The organism is Nocardia sp. NPDC004151 (assembly GCF_042874235.1).
GTDB lineage: Bacteria > Actinomycetota > Actinomycetes > Mycobacteriales > Mycobacteriaceae > Nocardia.
Map to the genome: position 1 here is coordinate 44,086 of NZ_JBIAMR010000026.1, position 22,224 is coordinate 66,309.

General features: G+C 71.9%; 2 protein-coding genes. Both read left to right on the forward strand.

Features of this window, described 5'->3' with window-relative positions:
* Nucleotides 1-218: 218 nt before the first annotated feature.
* A complete protein-coding gene (locus ACFYTS_RS35195) occupies nucleotides 219-7,664 on the forward strand; it encodes an amino acid adenylation domain-containing protein (protein ID WP_387309563.1) in 7,446 nt (2,481 codons plus the stop codon).
* A 253-nt stretch (nucleotides 7,665-7,917) separates the two neighbouring features.
* Nucleotides 7,918-21,909 (forward strand): amino acid adenylation domain-containing protein, encoded by a 13,992-nt coding sequence (locus ACFYTS_RS35200; RefSeq protein WP_387309564.1) that lies wholly within the window; start codon nucleotides 7,918-7,920, stop codon nucleotides 21,907-21,909.
* Nucleotides 21,910-22,224: the final 315 nt, after the last annotated feature.

The window sequence follows — 22,224 nt, forward strand, 5'->3', positions numbered from 1 at the left end:
GCCGCCCCCGTTGGTAGCCATCGCGAATGGCTATGGCGCAGATCACATCATGCAACGCCGTGTCGCTGCCATCGATAGTCCTTCCAGTTCGAGCGGTCGGACCTGCCGCGCGCGGCTATGCTGTGCCGGTTCGTCCGGCTGCGCAGGCTCTGTCGGCTCGAACTGGTCGAAGATCTTCGACGCGTGTGGATTGCTGTATCTGTGAGGTGAACAACTGTATGGAAACTGCCCGCAGATCAGCCCGTGGTAGTCGGCGACGCCGTTCCGGCAGCCCGTTCTTCGGCCAATTGCTCACCGCCGCGGTCGAATCCTCCGCCACCGCCGTCGCCGTCAGTTTCAACCCCACCGGAGATCCCGCAGACCTGGTCGAGCTCACCTACCGCGAACTCGACGAGCGGTCCTCGCAGGTCGCTCGCGAACTGATCGCGCTGGGTGTGGGTCCCGGCGACGTGGTGGCCATGGCCATCGCGCGCTCGGTGGAATCGGTGCTCGCGGTGTGGGCCATCGTGAAGACCGGCGCGGCCTACCTGCCGGTGGACCCGACCTATCCGGCCGACCGGATCGAGCACATGCTCACCGACTCCGGCGCGAAATTCGGTGTCACCGTGGCCGCCCACCGCCGCGGTCTCGGAACCGCCGCCTACTGGGTCGAACTCGACGATCCGGCCCGCGCCGAACGCGTCGCCGCCCGGCCCTCGCACCCCATCTCCTACGCCGACCGCACCCGCCCGCTGACCGAACAGCACCTGGCCTACGTCATCTACACCTCCGGATCCACCGGCAAGCCCAAAGGCGTGGCCATCGACCACGCGGGCCTGGCCGTGCTGGCCGGCCGCCGGGAGCACCGTGGCATCACCGAGGATTCGCGGCTCACCCAGCTCATCACCCCCAGCTTCGACTTCTCCATCGTCGAACTGCTGTGGGCGTTCAGCGCGGGCGCGACCCTGGTGGTGGTGCCGCCGCACGTGTTCGGCGGCCCGGAACTGACCGAACTGCTACGCCGCGAACGCATCACCCACCTCTGCATCACCCCGGCCGTGCTGGAATCGCTGGACCCGGCGGTGCCGCAGGACCTGCAGGCCGTCATGTGCGGTGGCGAGCGGGTGCCGTCCGCGCTGGTGGACCGCTGGGTCACCCCCGATCGCGAGTTCTTCATCGAGTACGGCCCGAGCGAGGTCACCGCCATCGCCACCGCCACCGACGCGCTGCAGCCCGGCGGCGGCACCCACATCGGGTCGCTGCTCCCCGGCATCGGCGCGTACGTGCTGGACGCGGGCCTGCGGCCGGTGCCGCCCGGCGTGATCGGCGAGCTGTATCTGGCGGGTCAGGCGCTCGCCATGGGCTACCTGAACCGGCCCGGGCTGACCTCGGAACGCTTCGTCGCGAGCCCCTACGGCGAACCCGGGCAACGGCTCTACCGCACCGGCGACCTGGTCCGCCGCCGCGAGGACGGGACCTTCGAACACCACGGCCGCACCGACTTCCAGGTCAAGATCCGCGGCCTGCGCATCGAACTCGGGGAGATCGACAGCGCGGTGACCGCGCACCCGGACGTCGACTTCGCCGTCACCCTCGGCGCCACCCTGCCGACCGGCGCCGCCGCCCTCGTCACCTACGTGCTCCCCACCCCCGGCGCGACCGTGGACGTCGCGGCCCTGACGGCCTTCGCGGGAGAATCGCTGCCCGCCTACATGGTTCCCGCGGCCATCGTCGCCCTCGACGAGATTCCGCTGACCCCGGTCGGCAAGGTCGACCGCGCCCGCCTGCCCGCACCGGTCTTCGCCGCCCGCGCCTTCCGGGCCCCGGCCACACCCGCGGAACAGGCCATCGCCGAGATCTTCTCGGGCCTGCTCACCCCGCCCGGCGCGGACCCGGTGCGGGTCGGCGCCGACGACGACTTCTTCGAACTCGGCGGCAATTCGCTGCTGGCCGCGCAGGCCGTGGCCCGCATCGGGAACGCGCTCGACGCGCGGGTGCCGGTCCGGGTGCTCTTCGACGCCTCCACGGTGTCCGCGCTCGCCCGGCTGGTCGAGGACCAACTCACCATCGGGAACGCCGCGCCCGCACTGGTCGCCGGGCCGCGCCCTGACCGGGTGCCGCTGTCCTACGCGCAGCAGCGCATGTGGTTCCTCAACCGGTTCGATCCCGCCAGTGCGGTCGATAATGTCCCGCTCGCGGTCCGGCTGTCCGGCGCGCTCGACCTGGACGCCATGCGCGCCGCCGCGCGGGACCTGGTGGAACGGCACGAAGTGCTGCGCACCGTCTACCCGGAGGTCGACGGCGAGGGCTACCAGCAGGTGCTGGCCCTCACCGATTCCCGTGCGATCCCGGCACTTCCGATCGACGACATCGACCTCGCCGACCTGACCGCGCGGGTCATGGAACTCGGCGGCACCGGCTTCGACGTCACCGCCGAACCGCCCCTGCGACTGCGCGTACTGCGGCTGGGACCGGACGAGCACGTCCTGGTCTGCGTGGTCCATCACATCGCCGCCGACGGGTTCTCCATGGGACCGCTGGTGCGGGATCTGGTGACCGCCTACGTCTCCCGCAGCTCCGGTGACGCGCCGCGGTGGCAGCCGCTGCCGGTCCAGTACGCCGACTACACGCTCTGGCAGCGGGCCGCGCTCGGCAGCGAGGACGACGAGAACTCGGCCATCGCACGGCAGCTCGCGTTCTGGCGCGACACCCTCGCCGAACTGCCCGACGAACTGGTGCTGCCCGCGGACCGCCCGCGCCCGCCGGTCGCGTCCTATCGCGGCGGCACCTTCCGCTTCGAGCTGGCCGACGACGTGTACGCGGGCGTGCGGCGACTGGCCCGCGCCCACAACGGCACCACCTTCATGGTCGTGCACGCGGCGCTCGCGGTGCTGCTGGCCCGGCTGTCCGGCACCCGCGACATCGCCGTGGGCACCCCGGTCGCGGGCCGTGGCGACGCCGAACTCGACGACCTCATCGGCATGTTCGTCAACACCCTGGTGCTGCGCACCGACGTCGACCCGGCGCTCGGCTTCACCGAACTGCTGGGCCGGGTCCGCGAATCCGACCTGCGCGCCTTCGGCAACGCCGACGTGCCCTTCGAACGACTGGTGGATCTGCTCGAACCGGCCCGCTCGCAGGCCCGCAACCCGCTGTTCCAGGTCATGCTGTCGTTCCAGAACCTGGCGCCCGCCGACCTGCGCCTGCCCGGCCTGACCGTCTCCGGCGCGGACCTCGAGGTGCCGTTCGCCAAATTCGACCTGCAACTGACCGTGCAGGAACGAGTCGACGAACACGGTGACGGCACCGGCATGGCGGCCGAATTCTCCTACGCGCTGGACCTGTTCGACGAGGCTGCCGTCGCCTCCTTCGCGCGCCGGTTCGCCCGCGTGCTCGAGCTGGTGGGCGGCGACCCCACCGCTCCGGTCGGCGACCTGGCCCTGCTGTCGGAGGAGGAACAGCGCCGGGTCCTCACCGACTGGAACGCCACCGACTGCGATGTGGTCGCGGCAGTCGGCCTGCCGCGCGGCAGTGCGCCGACCCTGGTCTCGATGTTCGAGGCGCAGGTGGCGAGTACCCCCGATGCCGTGGCGCTCGTGTTCGAGCGCGAACGCCTCACCTACCGCGAGCTCGCCCAGCGCGCCCGCCGTCTCGCCCGCGAACTGGTGGACGAGTACGGCGTCGGACCGGAAACCCTGGTCGCCCTGGCCATCCGGCGCTCCACCGAACTGGTGGTGGCCATGTACGCCATCGCCGAGGCGGGCGCGGCCTACGTGCCGCTGGATCCCGAACAGCCGCACGATCGCATCGCCCACATTCTCGACACCGCCCGTCCGCGCCTGGTGCTCACTACCCGCGCCGACGAATTCGACGGCGGGGACGCCATGTCCACCGTGCTGGTCGAGGACGCCGAGGAACGGGCGCGGCACCGCTCGGCCGAACCGATCGGCGAGTTCGACCGGGTGCGGCCCCTGCGGCCCGCACATCCCGCCTACGTCATCTTCACCTCGGGGTCGACCGGTCGCCCCAAGGGCGTCGCGGTGAGCCACGCGGCGATCGTCAACCGCCTGGTCTGGATGCAGGCGCAGTACCGGCTGACCTACGCCGACGTGGTGCTGCAGAAGACCCCGGCCACCTTCGACGTGTCGGTGTGGGAGTTCCTCTGGCCGTTGCAGACCGGCGCGCGCCTGGTCGTCGCCCGGCCGGACGGGCACCGGGACCCCATGTACCTGGCCGAGGTGATCGCCGAACAAGGCGTCACCACGGCGCATTTCGTGCCGTCCATGCTGACGGTGTTCCTATCGTCGCTGGGCGAGAATGACCAGGTGGTTCGCGGCGCAAGCGCGGGGTGGCGGAGCGCTGGTTCTGGACTGAGCGGAGCGGGGGAGCGCAGCGGAGGAGCGGAGGGAGGGAAGAACGAGACCTCCAGCGCCGCGAACCCGCCCGGAGCGAAGCGGAGGGCAATCAGACTCCGTCAGGTGTTCGCCTCCGGCGAGGCGCTGCCCGCGCCCACCGCGCAGCGACTACGGGAACTCACCGGTGCGCGACTACACAACCTGTACGGTCCGACAGAGGCGGCGGTCGACGTCACCTATCACGAGGTGACCGACGCCGACACGGTGTCGGTGCCGATCGGGCGGCCGGTCTTCAATACCCGCCTCTACGTGCTGGATTCGCGGTTGCGGCCGGTCGCGCCCGGCGTCGCGGGCGAGCTGTACCTGGCCGGCGACCAGCTGGCCATCGGGTATGTGGCCCGCCCGGACCTGACCGCCGACCGCTTCGTCGCCGACCCCTTCGGCCACGGTGAGCGCATGTACCGCACCGGCGACCTGGTGAAGTGGACCGCCGACGGGGAGATCGAATACCTGGGCCGCACCGACTTCCAGGTGAAACTGCGCGGCCTGCGCATCGAACTGGGGGAGATCGAGGCCGCGCTGCTGGCTCAGTCGGGTGTCGCGCAGTCGGTCGTGGTGGTGCGGTCCGATGCCGTCACCGGCGACCAGCTGATCGGCTACGTGGTTCGCGAACCCGGCGTCGACGTCGATCCGACCGAGGTGAAAACGGCTGTCGCGCAGCAGCTTCCGGCCTACATGGTGCCGTCTGCGGTCGCCGTGATGGAAGCCTTCCCGCTCAACGCCTCCGGCAAGCTGGACCGCCGGGCGCTGCCCGCCCCGCTGATCCAGCCCCGCCGATTCCGCGCGCCCTCGACCCCGATCGAGGAGATCGTGGCGGGCGTCTTCGCCGACCTGCTGGGCGTCGACGGAGTCGGCGCGGACGACGACTTCTTCGAACTCGGCGGCAACTCCCTCATCGCCACCCGCGCGGTCTCCCGCGTCAACGAGGCCCTCGAGGGCACCGTCACCGTGCGCGAACTCTTCGAGACCCCAACGGTTTCCGGCCTGGCGGCCCGCATCGTTCCGGGCGCGGCGGCGGGCACCCGGCCCGCGCTGGTGGCGGGGGAACGGCCCGCCCGCATCCCGCTGTCACTGGCCCAGCAGCGCATGTGGGTGCTCAACCAGCTCGACCCGGAGTCGGCGGCCTACAACATCCCCATGGTCATCCGGCTCACCGGCGCACTCGATGTCGAGGCGCTGACCCTGGCAGCGGAGGACGTGCTGACCCGGCACGAGATCCTGCGCACCCGCTACCCGGAATCCGAGCCCGGCGGCGCGCCGTACCAGGAGGTGCTCTCGCTCACCGAGGCGCTACCCGGCGGCCTCGAACTGCAACGCACCGGCGATATCGGCGCGTGCGTGCAACAGCTGGTCGGCACCGGATTCGATGTGGCGCAGCAGGTTCCGGTGCGGCTGCGGCTGCTCGCCGGTGACGCGCCCGACGACTACCTGCTGATCCTGGTCGCCCACCACATCGCGGCCGACGGCGCGTCCTTCGCCCCGCTGGCCCGCGACCTGATGACCGCCTACCTGTCCCGCGCCGAGGGCGAAACCCCCGGCTGGGCCCCGCTGCCGGTGCAGTACGCCGATTTCGCGCTCTGGCAGCGCGCCATGATCGGCGTCGACACCGACGAGAACTCCGTCGCGGCAGCGCAATTGGCGTACTGGCGCGAACAGCTCGCGGACCTGCCGGTGCGGCCGCCGCTGGCGCTGGACCGGCCCCGCCCGGCCGCGCCGTCCATGCGGGGCGCGCTGGTCGACTACGTGGTGCCCGCCGAGATCCACGCCGAACTGAATCGCATCGCGCGCCGCCACAACGCGTCGCTGTTCATGGTCGTGCACGCGGCCCTCGCCGTGCTGCTGGCCCGGCAGTCGGGCGGCTCGGACATCGTGATCGGCACCGCGGTCGCGGGCCGCGGCGAACGGGTGCTCGACGGCTTGGTCGGCATGTTCGTCAACACCCTCACCCTGCGCACCGCCGTGGACCCCGCCGCCTCCTTCGACGACCTGGTCGCCGCGGCTCGCGAAACCGATCTGTCGGCCTTCGCGCACGCGGACCTGCCCTACGAGCGGGTGGTGGAGGCGGTCGCCTCCGGCGCGGGTCCGCTGCTGCAAGTGGTGCTGGCCCTGCAGAACAACGAGGTCGCCGAACTCGAACTGCCGGGGCTGACCGTCTCCGGCGTGGACGCCGACCTGACCGCCGCCAAGTTCGATCTGCAGATCGGCGTCGAGGCGCACCCGCCCGCCGCCGACGGCACCCCCGGCGATCTGGCCGTCGTCTTCTCCTACGCCACCGACCTTTTCGACGAGTCGACCATCGAGGCGCTGGGTGCGCGACTGCTGCGGGTGCTGGCCGCCGTAGCCGCCGACTCGCACATGCCCGTCGGCGATATCGATCTGCTGGACTCGGCCGAACGCTCCCGCGTCCAGGCCGCGCCCGCCCCCATACCGGTGGTCGCCACCACCGCCCACGGCGCCGCGCTGCCGCAGTCGCTGTCGGTCACGGTCGAGGACGATCCGGACGGCCCGGCCCTGGTCCACGGCGACGAAACCGTCACCTACCAGGACCTCGACGCCCGCTCCTCCCGGCTGGCCCGCGTCCTCATCGGGCGCGGTTGCGGCCCCGGCACGGGCGTGGGCCTGCGCCTGGACCGCGGCGTCGACCTGGCCGTGGCCACCTGGGCGGTGCTCAAGGCCGGTGCCGCCGCGATACCGCTGGCCTCCCTCGACCGGCTGCCCCCGGCCGGACTGGATATGAAGGTCGGTCTCACCACCGGGACGCCCATGGCGGTCGCCGGCCTCGACTGGCTGGCCCTCGACGATCCGGGCGTGGCCGCCGAGATCGCCGCCGAATCCGCGCGGCCGGTCACCTACGCGCACCGCACCCGCGCCCTGCGCGGCGACGACACGGCCTTCGCCGCCCCCGGGCGGGCCTCCCTGGGCTACGACGCGGTGGCCGCCCTGGTGGACCGGATTCGCGGCGAATCGGAGCTGACCTTCGAATCCCGCACCTTCCGGACGGGCGCGGTGGACCATCCCTTCGCGCTGCTGGAGGTGATCGCCGCCGGCGGCGTCGGGGCGTCCATGGTGCTGGCCGAGCCGGGCGTCGACCTGACCGGGACGCTCGCCGACGAATGGGTCACCCACCTGTTCGCCGAACGCGACGGCGTCGGCCGGGTGGACCCCGCCGAGCTGGAGGATCTACGGGCCCTGGTGGTGGACGCACTCCCGGTGCCCGCGCAGTGGTCCGGTCACACCGTGATCGCCCTTCCCGGGGCGGGTGGGGTGTGATGACCACGGGTTGACCTCCCGGAGTGGCTCTCCCGCCCGCCGGGCTGAATACTCTGGGGAAGCCCCGCGTGAACCCGCCGTCTCCGAGGGCGGCGAACCACCCTGCCACCGGCAGGGCGGAGTAACGCGGCCTACGTGGATCCGATGAAGTTTGTCGGTGCACGCGGCGGTAGAGCAACACGGACAGGATGAGGACAAGCTGCATGATTCGGGTGGTCGGGGACCGGAAGAACGAGCTCGTGGCGGTGCAGGCATGACCCGCACGGCTCGCGTACGCCCGACCCGGACCCGCCGCGGACCGCACGTCCCGACCCTGCCGCAACTCATGGCAACCGCCGTGGAGGCCAACCCGGGCGGCACCGCCGTCGTCCTGGCCGACGCCGACGCCGCCCTGGCGCGCCTCGGCTACGGCGAACTCGACGAACGCTCCAACCGGCTGGCCCGGCTGCTCATCGCGCGCGGCATCGGCCCGGAGGATCTGGTCGCGGTCGGCATCCGCCGCTCGGTGGAGTCCGTGGTCGCGGTCTGGGCGGTCGCCAAGACCGGCGCCGGCTTCGTGCCCGTCGACCCCAGCTACCCGGCCGACCGCGTGCTGCACATGGTCACCGACTCCGGCGCGGTCCTCGGCCTGACCGTCGCCGACACCCGCACCACGCTGCCCGCCGCCGTGCCGTGGCTCGACATCGATACCGACGAGTTCCTGGCCGCCGCGAACACCTACTCGGCCGAACCGGTCACCAATGCCGACCGGGTGCGCCCGCTGCGCGCCGAGCACGCCGCCTACGCCATCTACACCTCGGGTTCCACCGGGCTGCCCAAGGGCGTCGTGGTCACCCACACCGGCCTGGCCGCGCTCACCGCGGAGATGCGGGAACGCTTCGGCATCGGCGCGGAGTCGCGGGTGCTGCACGTGGCCACCCCGTCGTTCGACGCCTCCATCATGGAACTGCTGATGGCCGTGGGCGCCGCGGCGACCCTGGTAGTCACCGTGCCCGACGTGTACGGCGGCCCGGAGCTGGGCGCGCTGATCGCCCGCGAGGGCGTCACACACGGCCTCATCACGCCGTCGGTGCTGGCCTCCCTCGATCCCGAGCAGCTGACGGGTATGGAGTCCATCGTCGGCGGCGGCGAGGCGGTGTCGCCGGAGCTGGTGCGCCGCTGGTCGACGAGCCCGTCGGGCAACCGCCGGTTCTTCAATGCCTACGGCCCGACCGAGGCCACCATCGCCACCAATATCTCCGATCCGCTGGCGGCCGACCGCACGGTCACCATCGGTGCGGCGGTCCGCGGCGCGATGGCGCACGTGCTGGACGAGCGGCTGCGGCCGGTCCCGGCGGGAGCGCCCGGCGAGCTGTACATCGCGGGAGCGTTGCTGGCCCGCGGCTATCACGCCCGCCCCGAACTGACCTCGTCGCGCTTCGTGGCGAATCCGTTCGAGGCCAACGGCTCCCGGCTCTACCGCACCGGCGACAGGGTGCGCGCCAATGCCGCCGGGGAACTGGAGTACCTGGGCCGCAACGACTTCCAGGTCAAGATCCGTGGCCTGCGCATCGAACTCGGCGAGATCGACGCCGTGCTGGCGGGCGACGAGTCGGTCGACTTCGCGGTGACCATCGGCCACGAGGTGAACGGGCGCGCCACCGCGCTGGTCTCGTACGTGCATGCCGCCCCGGGCTATTCGATCGACACCCTGCAGCTGTCCGAGCTGGCGGAACGGGCGCTGCCCGCGCACATGGTGCCCGCCGCCATCATGGAGCTCGACGAGATCCCGCTGACCCCCGCGGGCAAACTGGACCGCCGCGCGCTGCCCGAACCGCAGCTCGAGATCGGCGAGTACCGCGCGCCGGAGACCCCCGCGCAGCAGGCCGTGGCCGAGGTCATCGCCGAGGTGCTGCACCTGGACCGGGTCGGCCTCGACGACGACTTCTTCAGCCTCGGCGTGGATTCCATCACCGCCATCCAGATCGTGTCCCGGGCGCGCGCCCGCGGCCTGGGCTTCAAGCCGCGCGAGATGTTCGCCGCCCGCACCGTGGCCGCGCTGGCCGAGGTCGCGGTGCCGGTCGAGAACGCCACCGCCACCGAGGAACTCGCGACCGGCCCGCTGGTCGAGCTGGACGCGGCCGACGAGGCGCGGCTGCGCGAGCGGTACCCGAACCTGTCCGAGGTGTGGCCGCTGACGCCGCTGCAGTCCGGCATGCTGTTCCACGCCCGCCTGGCCGAATCCTCGGTCGACGCCTACATGGTGCAGTTCGCCCTCGACGTGGCCGGTGAGATCGATGTGGAGCGCGTGCACGCCGCCGCCCGCGCCATGCTGGAACGGCACGTCAACCTGCGGGCCGTCTTCGCCGAGGACAGCGCGGGCAATCCGCTGCAGGTCATCCTCGACGACGTCGAACTGCCCTGGCAGTACCTGGATCTCAGCGACCGCGAACCCGCCGAGGCGCTGGCCGAGACCGACCGGCTCATGGCCTTCGACGTGGCCCGCCACTTCGACATGGGCGCGGGCCCGCTGCTGCGCATCACGCTGTTCCGGACCGCCGCGGACCGCTACCGGGTGTGCGTCACCAGCCATCACATTCTCATCGACGGCTGGTCCATGCCGCTGCTGGTGCAGGACATGCTGCTGCTCTACGCGGCCGACGGCGACGCCTCCCGGATCCCCGCGGTGCGCCCCTACCGCGACTACCTGGCCTGGCTGGCCGTCCGCGACCACGGCGCGGCGCGCGAGGCCTGGCGCGAGACCCTCGCCGGATTCGATGACCCGACCCCGCTGGCGGCGGTCGACCCCTCCCGCGAGATCACCTCCGGCATCGGCGAAATCACCTTCACGCTGTCCGAGACCGACACCGCGACCCTGACCAAGGTGGCCCACGACGCGGGCGTCACGCTCAACACCGTCGTGCAGGCCGCGTGGGGTCTGCTCATCGGCCGCAGCACCGACCGCGACGACGTGGTCTTCGGCGCCACCGTCTCCGGCCGTCCGCCGCAGCTGGCGGGCATCGAGACCATGATCGGCCTGTTCCTCAACGCTATTCCGGTGCGGGTGCGGCTGAACGCGGGCGACACCCTCGCGCAGGTGCTGCGGTCGCTGCAGGACGAGCAGGCCGCCCTGCTCGACCACCACTACGTCGGGCTGGGCGAGATCCAGGAGATCGCGGGCGTCGACGGGCTTTTCGACTCCATCGTGGTGTTCGCCTCGTTCCCGGTGGACGAGGAGTCGCTCGACGACGCCGCCGCGCCCATCGACGGCGCGGGCATCCTCGGCGCGTCCGCGACCAACGGCACCCACTACCCGCTCACCGTCATGGTGCAGCCGCGGGGCAAGGGCCTCGGCTTCGGCGTGAAGTACCTGCGCGACCTCTTCGACGAGGACGCCGCGCAGGCCATCGCCGACCGGCTCGCGGCGCTGCTCGGCCGCATCGCCGCCGATCCGCGGGCCCGCGTGGCCGAGATCGACGCGCTGCTCGACGGCGAACGCCGCGCGCTGGCCGAGGTCAACGCCACCGAAGTGCCCGAGCTGCAGGACGATTCGACGCTGCTCACCCTGTTCGACGCCCAGGTGGCCCGGACCCCCGACGCCCCCGCCGTCGTCTTCGACCGCATCAGCCTCACCTACGCCGAGCTCGACGCCCGCTCCCGTCGCCTGGCCCAGGAACTCACCCTGCGCGGCGTCGGCGCGGAATCCCGGGTGGCCGTGGCCATGCGGCGCAGCATCGACCTGGTCGTGGCCGTCTACGCGGTGCTGCGGTCCGGTGGCGCGTACGTGCCGGTCGACCCCGATCATCCGGCCGAGCGCAACGAGTACGTGCTGGCCGGATCCGCGCCGGTGTGCGTGCTCACCCGCGCCGCCGACGACTTCGAAACCGCTTCCGGCGTCCCGCTGTTCTTCGTGGACGCGCTCGCCGGCGCGGACCAGTTCGTCGAGGTGGCCCCCGCTCCGGTACGCCCGGACAATGCCGCCTACGTCATCTACACCTCCGGCTCCACCGGCCGCCCCAAGGGCGTGGTGATCACGCACCGGCAGATGGCCAACCAGTTCCGCTGGTCGCAGCGCACCTACCCGCACCGTCCCGGCGACGTGGTGCTGCACAAGACGCCGATCACCTTCGACATCTCCACCTGGGAGCTGTTCTGGCCCTTGCAGACCGGCGCGACCGTGGTGGTCGCCGAGCCGGACGGGCACCGCGACCCGGCCTACATTGCGCGCGTGATCGACGAATACGCGATCACCTCGGTGCATTTCGTGCCGTCCATGCTCGACGCGTACCTCGACGGCGCGGCCCGGCGGCACCCCTCGCTGCGCTGGGTGTTCGCCGCCGGTGAGGCGCTGTCCGCCGAGAGCGCCGCGAAATTCGCGGCGGCGCTGCCGGACACGAAGCTGGTGAACTGGTACGGCCCCGCCGAGGCCACCGTGGTCACCGCCCACCCGGCCGAGCACACGCACGGCGTCGCGGTGCCGATCGGTGGCCCCGTCGCCAACACCCGAGTCCTGGTGCTGGACCGGCAGCTGCGCCCCGTGCCGTTCGGCGCGGCCGGCGAACTGTATGTCGCCGGTGTGCAATTGGCGCGCGGCTACCTCGGCGCGCCCGCGCTGACCGCTGAACGCTTCGTCGCCCATGAGAACGGGCAGCGGCTCTACCGCACCGGTGACGTGGTCCGCTGGGTGCCGTCCGGCGCCGGCCACGCCCTGGAATACCTGGGCCGCAGCGACTTCCAGATCAAGCTGCGCGGCCAGCGCATCGAACTCGGCGAGATCGAGACCGTGCTGCTCGGCCACCCCGCCGTGCACCGCGCCGCCGTCTCCCTGGTGCGCGGCGAGACCGGCGACCGCCTGGTCGCCTATGTCGTCCTCGAGGACGATACGCAGGTCACCGACACCGACCTGCTCGCCCACACCCGCGAATCCGTGCCCTCCTACATGGTGCCCTCGGCCGTGGTGCGCCTGGAGGCCATGCCGCTCAACGCCTCCGGCAAGCTCGACCGCAAGGCGCTGCCGGTGCCGCAGTTCCAGGCCCGCGAATACCGCGAGCCCGCCACGGCCGCCGAGCAGACGGTGGCCGAGATCTTCGCGACCGTGCTGCGCGCCGACCGCGTCGGCGCCGACGACGACTTCTTCGAACTCGGCGGCAACTCGCTCAACGCCACCCAGGTGGTGGCCCGCCTGGGCGCGGCCATCGGCGCCCGGGTCCCGGTCCGCGCCCTGTTCGAGCACCCGACCGTCGCCGAACTCGCGAATTCCCTGGACGCGCTGGCCGATTCGGCCGTCGCCGGGGCCGCCCCGCTGCGGCCCATGCCGCGCCCGGAGCTGATCCCGCTGTCCTACGCCCAGCAGCGCATGTGGTTCCTCAACCGCTTCGACGCCGCCGCGGCCACCTACAACCTGCCCGCGGCCCTGCGCGTCACCGGTCCACTGGACGTGATCGCGTTGCGCGCCGCGGTCCGGGACCTGATCGAGCGGCACGAAGTGCTGCGGACGGTGTATCCCGAGCACGTGGGCGTCGGCTACCAGCATGTGCTGGACGTGGCCGCGGCCGACGCGGTACCGGCGCTGCCGGTGCAGGCCGTCACCGAGGCGGATCTCCCTGCGGCCGTCTCCGAAGCCGCCCTGGCGCCGTTCGACGTGACCGCCGAACCGCCGCTGCGTGTACGGTTGCTGCGCCTCGCCGAGGATGATCACGTGCTGGTCTGCGTGGTCCACCACATCGCGGGCGACGGCTTCTCGATGGGCCCGCTGACCCGCGACCTGATGACCGCGTACTTCCATCGCCTGCGCGGCGATGCGCCCGGGTGGGCACCGCTGGCCGTGCAGTACGCGGACTACACACTGTGGCAGCGCGAAGCGCTCGGCGAGGAGTCCGATCCGGCATCACCGCTGGCTCGGCAGATCGGCTACTGGCGTGCCGAATTGGCCGGGCTGGCAGACCAATTGGATCTGCCGGCGGACCGCCCGCGGCCCGCCGTCGCCTCCGGTCGCGGCGCGGACGTCGCCTTCGAGATCGACCAGCATGTGCACGCGGCGCTGAACCGCGTCGCACAGGCCAACAACGCGACCCTGTTCATGGTCGTGCACGCCGCCTACGCGGCCCTGCTGGCCCGGTTGTCGGGCACCCGCGACATCGCTGTCGGCACGGCCGTGGCCGGCCGCGGCGAGGCCGAACTCGACGATCTCATCGGCATGTTCGTCAACACCCTGGTGCTGCGCACCGACGTGGATCCGGCGGGCTCGTTCACCGAGCTGCTGGCGCGGACCCGTGCCACCGACCTCGCCGCCTTCGAACATGCCGACGCGCCGTTCGAGCGGCTGGTCGAGGTGCTCGAACCGTCCCGCTCCCAGGCCCGCCATCCGCTGTTCCAGGCCATGCTGACCTTCCAGAACACCGGCCCCGCCGCACTGGAACTGCCCGACGTCGCGGTCTCGGCCGTCGACCTCGAAGTCCCGATCGCCAAGTTCGACCTCCAGCTCACGCTGACCGAGAAGGCCGGCGTGGCGGGTGGCCTGACCGCCCTGTTCACCTACGCCACCGACCTTTTCGACGCGGCGACGGTGCGTGGATTCGCGGACCGCTTCCGGCGACTGCTGGTCGCCATCGCCTCCCGTCCGGACGTCGTGGTCGGCGACATCGACCTGCTCGCGGTCGGCGAACGGGAGCTGCTGCTCGAAGCCTGGCAGCTCCCCGGCGGCTCGATCCCGGCAGCGACACTGGCCCAGCTCGTCGCCGAACAGGCCCGCCGCGCGCCCGACGCCATCGCGGTCCGCGCGGGGTCGTCGCAACTGACCTACGGTGAGCTGCAGCGCCGGGCGAACCAGCTCGCGCGGGCGCTCATCGCACGCGGCGCCGGGCCGGAAAGCCTGGTGGCGGTGGCGGTTCCGCGGACCGAGGAACTGCCCGTCGCCCTGCTCGCGGTGCTCACCGCGGGTGCGGCCTATCTGCCGATCGACACCACCTACCCGCGGCAGCGGCTCGAATTCGTGCTCTCGGACGGCGCCCCGGTCTGTGTGCTGACCACGGCCGCCGAACGGGATCGACTGCCCGGCACCGATCTTCCGGTCGTCCTGCTGGACGAGGCCGCCGGGTTCTCCGACACCATGGTGGCCGACGTGGAGCGTGTCGCGCCGCTGTCGCCCGATCAGCTGGCCTACGTCATCTACACCTCGGGCTCCACCGGCGTCCCGAAGGGCGTCGGCGTCACGCACCGGAATGTGGTGCAGCTGTTCGCGAACGCCGGACCGCTGTTCGGATTCGACCGTTCCGACGTTTGGACCCTGTTCCACTCCTTCGCCTTCGACTTCTCGGTCTGGGAGCTGTGGTGCGCACTGGCCACCGGCGGGCGCGTGGTCGTGGTCGACTACCTGACCTCGCGGTCACCCGAACAGTTCCGGGAGCTGCTGATACAGGAGGGCGTCACCGTCCTCAACCAGACGCCGTCGGCCTTCTACCAGCTCATCGAGGCGGACCGGGCCGCGACCGACGACCGCGAATTCGAGCTGCGCGAGGTCATTTTCGGCGGCGAGGCCCTCGACCTGCGCCGGCTGCGGCGCTGGTACGACCGGCATCCGGACAACGCTCCGCGTCTGGTCAACATGTACGGAATCACCGAAACCACGGTGCACGTCTCGTTCCTGGCCCTCGACGAGTCCGCGGCCGGAAATCCGGCCAGCATCATCGGCCGTGCGCTGCCCGGCCTGCGAAGCTACGTGCTCGACGGCCGTCTGCATCCGGCCGCGTTCGGGGTGAGCGGCGAGCTGTACATCGCGGGCGACCAGCTCACCCGCGGCTACCTGGGCCGCCCGGGCCTCACCGCGGCCCGATTCGTGGCGAATCCGTTCGGCCCGCCCGGTTCCCGCATGTACCGCTCCGGTGACGTCGGCCGCTGGGCCGGCGCCGATCCGGCGCTCGAGTACGCGGGCCGCAGCGACCAGCAGGTTCAGCTGCGCGGTTTCCGCATCGAGCTGGGCGAGATCGAGGCCGCGTTGCTGCGGTGCCCCGGCGTGAGCCAGGCCGCCGTGACCGTCCACCGCGACGAACATGTCGGCGATCGGCTGGTCGGCTACGTGGTGGCGGAACGAGGCGCGGTGCTCGATCCGGACACCGTGCGAAACGCCGTCTCCGAATTCCTCACCAGCTACATGGTTCCCGACGTGGTCGGGGTGCTGGACGCACTGCCGCTCACCGGCAACGGCAAGCTCGACCGCCGTGCGCTGCCCGCACCGCAGGCGGCCGCATCCGCCGACTTCCGTGCGCCCGCGACCGGCGAGGAAGAGGCCGTGGCACAGGTCTTCGCCGAGGTCCTCGGTGTCGACCGTGTCGGCGCCGACGACGACTTCTTCCGTCTGGGCGGCAACTCGCTGGTCGCGACCCAGGTCGTGGCCCGCATCAACACCGCGCTCGAGTCGGGGCTGGGCGTGCGCGACCTTTTCGAGGCGACCACCGTCGCCGAACTGGCGCGCCGCGTCTCGACCGCCGGCGGCCGCCGCCGCCCGCCACTGGTGGCGGGGCCGCGTCCCGAGCTCGTGCCGTTGTCGCTGGCCCAGCAGCGGATGTGGTTCCTCAACCAGTTCGACACCGCCGCAACGGCCTACAACATCCCGATGGCCCTGCGACTGGACGGCGCACTGAACGTCGGGGCTCTCCGGCACGCCGTCTCGGACCTGGTTGCCCGCCACGAGACACTGCGGACGGTGTACCCGCAGACCGGCGGTGCGGCCCACCAGGTGGTGCTGCCCGCCGAGCAGGCCGTGCCGGAACTGCGCGCGGAACCCGCGACGGTCGCCGACCTGCCCGAGCTGATCGGCACACTGCTGGCCACCGGCTTCGACGTCACCCGCGAGATCCCGCTGCGCGTCCGCCTTTTCGAGGTGGAACCCGCCGTGCACGTGATCGTGCTGGTCGCCCACCACATCAGCGCCGACGGCTGGTCCATGGGCCCGCTGGCCCGCGACCTGATGACCGCCTACATCGCGCGCTCGGCCGGCGCCGCGCCCGCGTGGACCCCGCTCACCGTCCAGTACGCCGACTACAGCCTGTGGCAGCGCACCGTCCTGGGCTCGGAAACCGATGAGCAGAGCCTGATCTCGGAGCAGGCCGCCTACTGGCGCACCGCGCTGGCCGGGCTGCCCGACGAGCTCAACCTGCCCGCCGACCACCCGCGCCCGCCGGTGTCCAGCTTCCGCGGCGGCCTGGTGCCCTTCCACATCGACGCCGAACTCCAGCAGGGTCTGGCGCGCATCGCCCGCGAGCAGAACGCCACCCTGTTCATGGTCGTGCACTCCGCGCTGGCCCTGTTCCTGGCGCGACTGTCCGGCACCGACGACATCGCCATCGGCACACCCGTCGCGGGCCGCGGCGAGGCCGCCCTCGACGACGTCATCGGCATGTTCGTCAACACCCTGGTGCTGCGCTCGCACGTGGACGGCGGACTCCGCTTCCACGAATTGCTCGCCGCCACCAAGGAAGCCGACCTGCAGGCCTTCGCGCACGCGGACCTGCCGTTCGAGCGGCTCGTCGAGGTGCTCAACCCCGAGCGGTCCACCGCCCGCAACCCGCTGTTCCAGGTCATGCTGGCCTTCCAGAACACCCCCGACAGCGACTTCGAGCTGCCCGGACTGCGGATCAGCGCCCTGGACTCCGGCATCCAGACCTCCCAGTTCGACCTGTCGCTGACCGTCCGCGAAGGCGACGCGGACAGCGGCCTGCACGCCGTGTTCACCTACGCGCGCGACCTTTTCGAACAGCGCACCGTGGAAGTCTTCGCGGAGCGCTTCGTCCGGCTGCTCGAGGCCATCGTGGACCGGCCCGTCACCGCCATCGGCGACCTGCCGCTGCTCGACGCCGACGAGTACGAACTGCTCACCCACGTGCACGGCGACGAGGTGATGGCCACCGCGCTGCTGCCCGAGCTGCTCACCCGCGGCGTCGCCCTCGGCCGCGACCGTGTCGCCATCCGCTACCGCGGGCACTCCATCAGCTACGGCGAACTCGACGACTACTCCTCGCAGCTGGCCCGGGTGCTCATCCGGCACGGCGTCGGCCCGGAAAAGCTGGTCGCCGTGGCCTTCCCGCGCTCGTTCGAGATGGTCGCCGCGGTGCTCGCCATTGCCAAGGCCGGTGGCGCGCACGTGCCCGTCGACCCCGCCTACCCGGCGGACCGGGTGCGGCACATGGTCTCCGACTCCGGCGCCGTCATCGGCATCACCAGCAAGGCCTTCCAGCCCACGCTGCCCGGTGAGGTCGAATGGCTGTGCCTCGACGACGCCGCCACCGACCGCCGGTGCGCGGCCGAGTCCCCGGAACCGGTGACCGACGCCGATCGCGTCGCCCCGATCCGCATGGCCAACCCCGCCTACGTCATCTACACCTCCGGCTCCACCGGAATGCCCAAGGGCGTCACCGTCACCCACGCCGGCCTCGGCGGCCTCAGCGACTACGCGACCGGCCTCTACGACCTCGACCCCGAGCACCGGATGCTGCACATCTGCTCGCCCAGTTTCGATCCCTCGGTGCTGGAATGGATCTGCGCGTTCGCCACCGGTGCGGCCCTCGTGATCGTGCCCCGCGAGATCCTCGGCGGACCCGAACTCGCCGAACTCATGCGCCGCGAGAACGTCACTCACGCGATCATCACCCCCGCGGTGCTCGGCACCGTCGACCCGGCCGGGCAGTCGCAGATGGAAGTGGTGTCGGTCGGCGGCGACGTCACCCCGCCGGAACTGGTGGCCAAGTGGAAGACCGGAAATCGCGTCTACCACAACGCGTACGGGCCCACCGAGACCACCATCATCTCCACCTACGCGCAGCTGGAACCGGGCCGCCACATCACCATCGGCTCCCCGGTGCACGGCATGTCGGCGCTGGTGCTGGACTCCCGCCTGAACCCGGTGCCGCCGGGCGTCGCGGGCGAGCTGTACCTGTCCGGCGGCGCGCTCGCGCGCGGCTACCGCAACCGGGCCGCGCTCTCGGCGGAACGGTTCGTCGCGAACCCGTGGGGTGAACCCGGCTCGCGCATGTACCGCACCGGCGACGTGGTCCGCTGGTTCGCCGAACCCGAACTCCGGGACGGCAATCTGGCCGGGACCCAGGTCAGCTGGGAGCTCGACTACGTCGGGCGCTCCGACTTCCAGGTCAAGGTGCGCGGCTTCCGCATCGAACTCGGCGAGATCGACGCCGTGCTGGCCACCCACCCGGCGGTCGAGTACGCCGTCACCGTGGGCCGCAAGAACCACGCGGGCGTCACCGTCCTGGTGTCGTACGTGCTGGCCACGCCCGGCCACTCGCCCGACCCGGACCTGCTCACCGAGCACGCCGCGCGGACCCTGCCGCCGCACATGGTGCCCGCCGCCATCCTGGTCCTCGACGAACTGCCGCTCACCCCGGTCGGCAAGCTGGACCGCAAGGCCCTGCCGGAACCCGAACTGCGCCAAGGCGAATACCGCGCCCCGAGCAACCCGCTCGAGGAGACGGTGGCCGGGGCCTTCGCCGAGGCCATCGGCCTCGACCGGGTCGGCGTCGACGACGACTTCTTCGCCATCGGCGGCAACTCGCTGCTGGCCACCGGCATCGTCGCCAAACTGCGCGAGCGCACCGGCGCCGAGGTCCTGGTGTCCTGGTTCTTCACCGAGCCCACGGTGGCCGGGCTCAGCGCCCGCATCGCCGCGGCCCTCGAGGGCGAGCACGACTTCGACGCCGCGGCCGACTCGGCCCTCGGGGTGCTGCTGCCCATCCGGGCCACCGGCACCCGCGCGCCGCTGTTCTGCGCGCCGCCCATGGTCGGCATGGCCTGGCCGTACGCCGGACTGTCCCGGTTCCTGCCCGAGGACCAGCCGATCTACGGTCTGCAGTCCCCGGCCCTCACCGCGGACGACTATCGGCCCGAATCGCTGACCGAGGTCGCGCGGACCTACATCGAGGCCATGCGTGAGGTCCAGCCCGAGGGCCCGTACCGGCTGCTCGGCTACTCCCTCGGCGGCGTGCTCGCGCACGCCATCGCCACCGAACTGCGGGCCGCCGGCGACCGGGTCGGCCTGCTGGCCGTGCTCGACGCCTACCCGGGCGCCGAATTCGACAGCTTCCGTGAGGATCTGCGCGCGCAGTTCGCGGAATTCGGCGTCGGCGAGGACGCGCTGCCCGCGGGCGACCTGCAGGACCTCAGCGACGAGGCGCTGCACGCCCTGCACGCCGCCATCCCCGCCGAACTGGCCGTGCTCACCGTGGACCGGCTGCGGCGCATGTACCGCGGCGCGGTCCGCACCGTGGAACTCGGTGCGCGCTACCGGCATTCGGTGCTCGACACCCGGATGGACCTGTTCTCCGCCGAATTCGGCCGCGAGGACGGCGAACCGCACAGCGTCGAGGACTGGCGGCCCTACGTCACCGGCCGCATCGCCGAACACGTTGTCCCGGTGCGGCATCAGCTCATGTGCACCCCGGAGGCGTTCGCGGTCATCGGCCCGCGCCTGGCCGAGCTCATCGAACGCGCCGACCGCGGCGACACGGCGGAAACCGCCGAACCGGCGGACAACTCGGCGACGGTGGACAAGGCTGAACCGGTGCAGAGCGCCGAACCGGCGAACAACGCCGACTCGATGAACAACGCCGACGACTGGGCCATCACCCAGGTGCTGCCGATCATCCGGCCCGAGGACCTCGCGCCGCCGGTCAAACTGCACGATCCCGCCGAACCCGCGCGCTCGGTGGGCTCCGGACCCGATGTCGCCGTCGAACCCGACGTCGCGTTCCGGCCGGAGCCGGAGACCGCCGCGCCGCGGTACGACATGCCGGCGGTCTCGGAATCCGGGCCCACCGCGTCCCGCGACGCCGGGGCGGCAAATCAGCTCGGGACCGAACCGGATTCGGCCGTCGACACCCCCGCCATTCCGGTCGCGCCGAGCACCGGCCGCCCCGCGGTCCCGGTGCCCGCCGCGTCCGGCCCCGCGCTGAGCGCGGTCGGCGAGGTGTCGCCGCTGCCCGCCGGAGCCATCGGCCTGCTCGAGGTGGAGCCGTCCGGCATCTGGGTCCGGGCCATCACCCTCGACATCGCCGCCGGCATCTCCGGCACCCGCGTGCGCCGTTCGGTCGCCGGTCTCCTGGACCGGCACCCCGGCCTGTGGGCTCGCCTGCGCCGTGACGGCGACACCGTGGCGTTGGACATTCCCGCCGTGCAGCCGCGTGGCGCGGCGGTGGTGTGGCAGATCGACCCGAACGTCGAGGCCGTCGGTGACCCCATCGAGGCCGTGATCCACGCCGCCGCAGCCGAACTCGACCCGGAGCGCGGCTACAACATGCGCTTCGTCCTGCTCGAGAACGGGGCCGCGGACGGCGACGCCGGGGACCATCCCGCCGCCGTGCTGGTGGTGGTCGCCAACGGCCTGGTGGTGGACGACGCCTCGTGGCGCACCGTCATCGAGGACCTCACGGCCTCCTGGTCCGGCGGCCACGCCACCCCGCACAGCGCCGACGCGCACCCGCGCGGCGTCGCCCGGGCCCTGGCCGACCGTGCCGTGGACGACGCCACCGTCGACGAATTGGACTGGTGGCGTCAGGCGCTCGCGGGCGTGACCGAGGGCATCTCCCCGGACCTGGTGCTCGGCGAGGCCGACTCCGGCAGCCGCGGGCGGGTCTCGGTGGCCATCACCGGGGAGGGCGCGGCCGCCGTCGACGCCGTCGCCCGCCGCTACCACGCCAGCATCGACGAGGTGCTGCTCGCCGCGCTGGCCGCGACCCTGCTCGACCCGGACTCCGAAGCGCTGCGCGACACACTGGGTTCGGTGGTGCGCCTGATCGCCGACGGCCGCGTCCCCGGCGACCGGGACGGGCTGCGCACGGTCGGCGCGTTCAGCACCAGCTACCCGTTCCCGCTCCGGCTCGAGGGTCTGGACCTGGCCGAGGTGCGCTCCGGCGGGCCCGGCGCGGGCTCGGTCATCGAGCAGATCCGGGATTTCGCGCGCGAAGTGCCCTCGCACGGTGTCGGATTCGGGCTGCTGCGGTACCTGAACCCGGACACGGTCGCCGAGATCGCGGTGCTTCCGTTGGGCCGCATCGGCTTCCGCTACCGGGATCTGCGTCCCGCCGAGGTCTACCCGGAGCCGGTGGCGGCCGACCTGTACCTGGACGTCACCGTCGACACCAGTCAGGACGGGCTCGTCGCCCGCTTCGACTTCGTCGGCGCGGTATTGACCCTGGACCAGGTCAAGCAGCTGGTCGAGGGCTGGGTGCAGGCGCTGGCCGGTCTCGCCGACCATGGCCGCTGAGCGGTGACGGCACAGCGGCCGCGCTGTCGACAGCACAGCCGCTGAGCTGGACACGAACGGCAATCGATGGGCGACGCGCGGCAGGCCGATGGGCCGCGCCGCGCGACCCGCCCGTAACATTGCGGCTGTTGCGGCGATGGGATAAGCCGTATGGTCTGTCGGGGGTCGAGACAACCGGAATACCGGACCGCGTGGTCTCCGACCAGCAAACGACACGAGATGAAGGTGCGAAACATTGATTCGTCGACATGTCCGGAACGGCCGGCGCGGGGCGCGAGCCGCGGCCTTCCTCGCCGCCACCGCGGTTCTCACCGG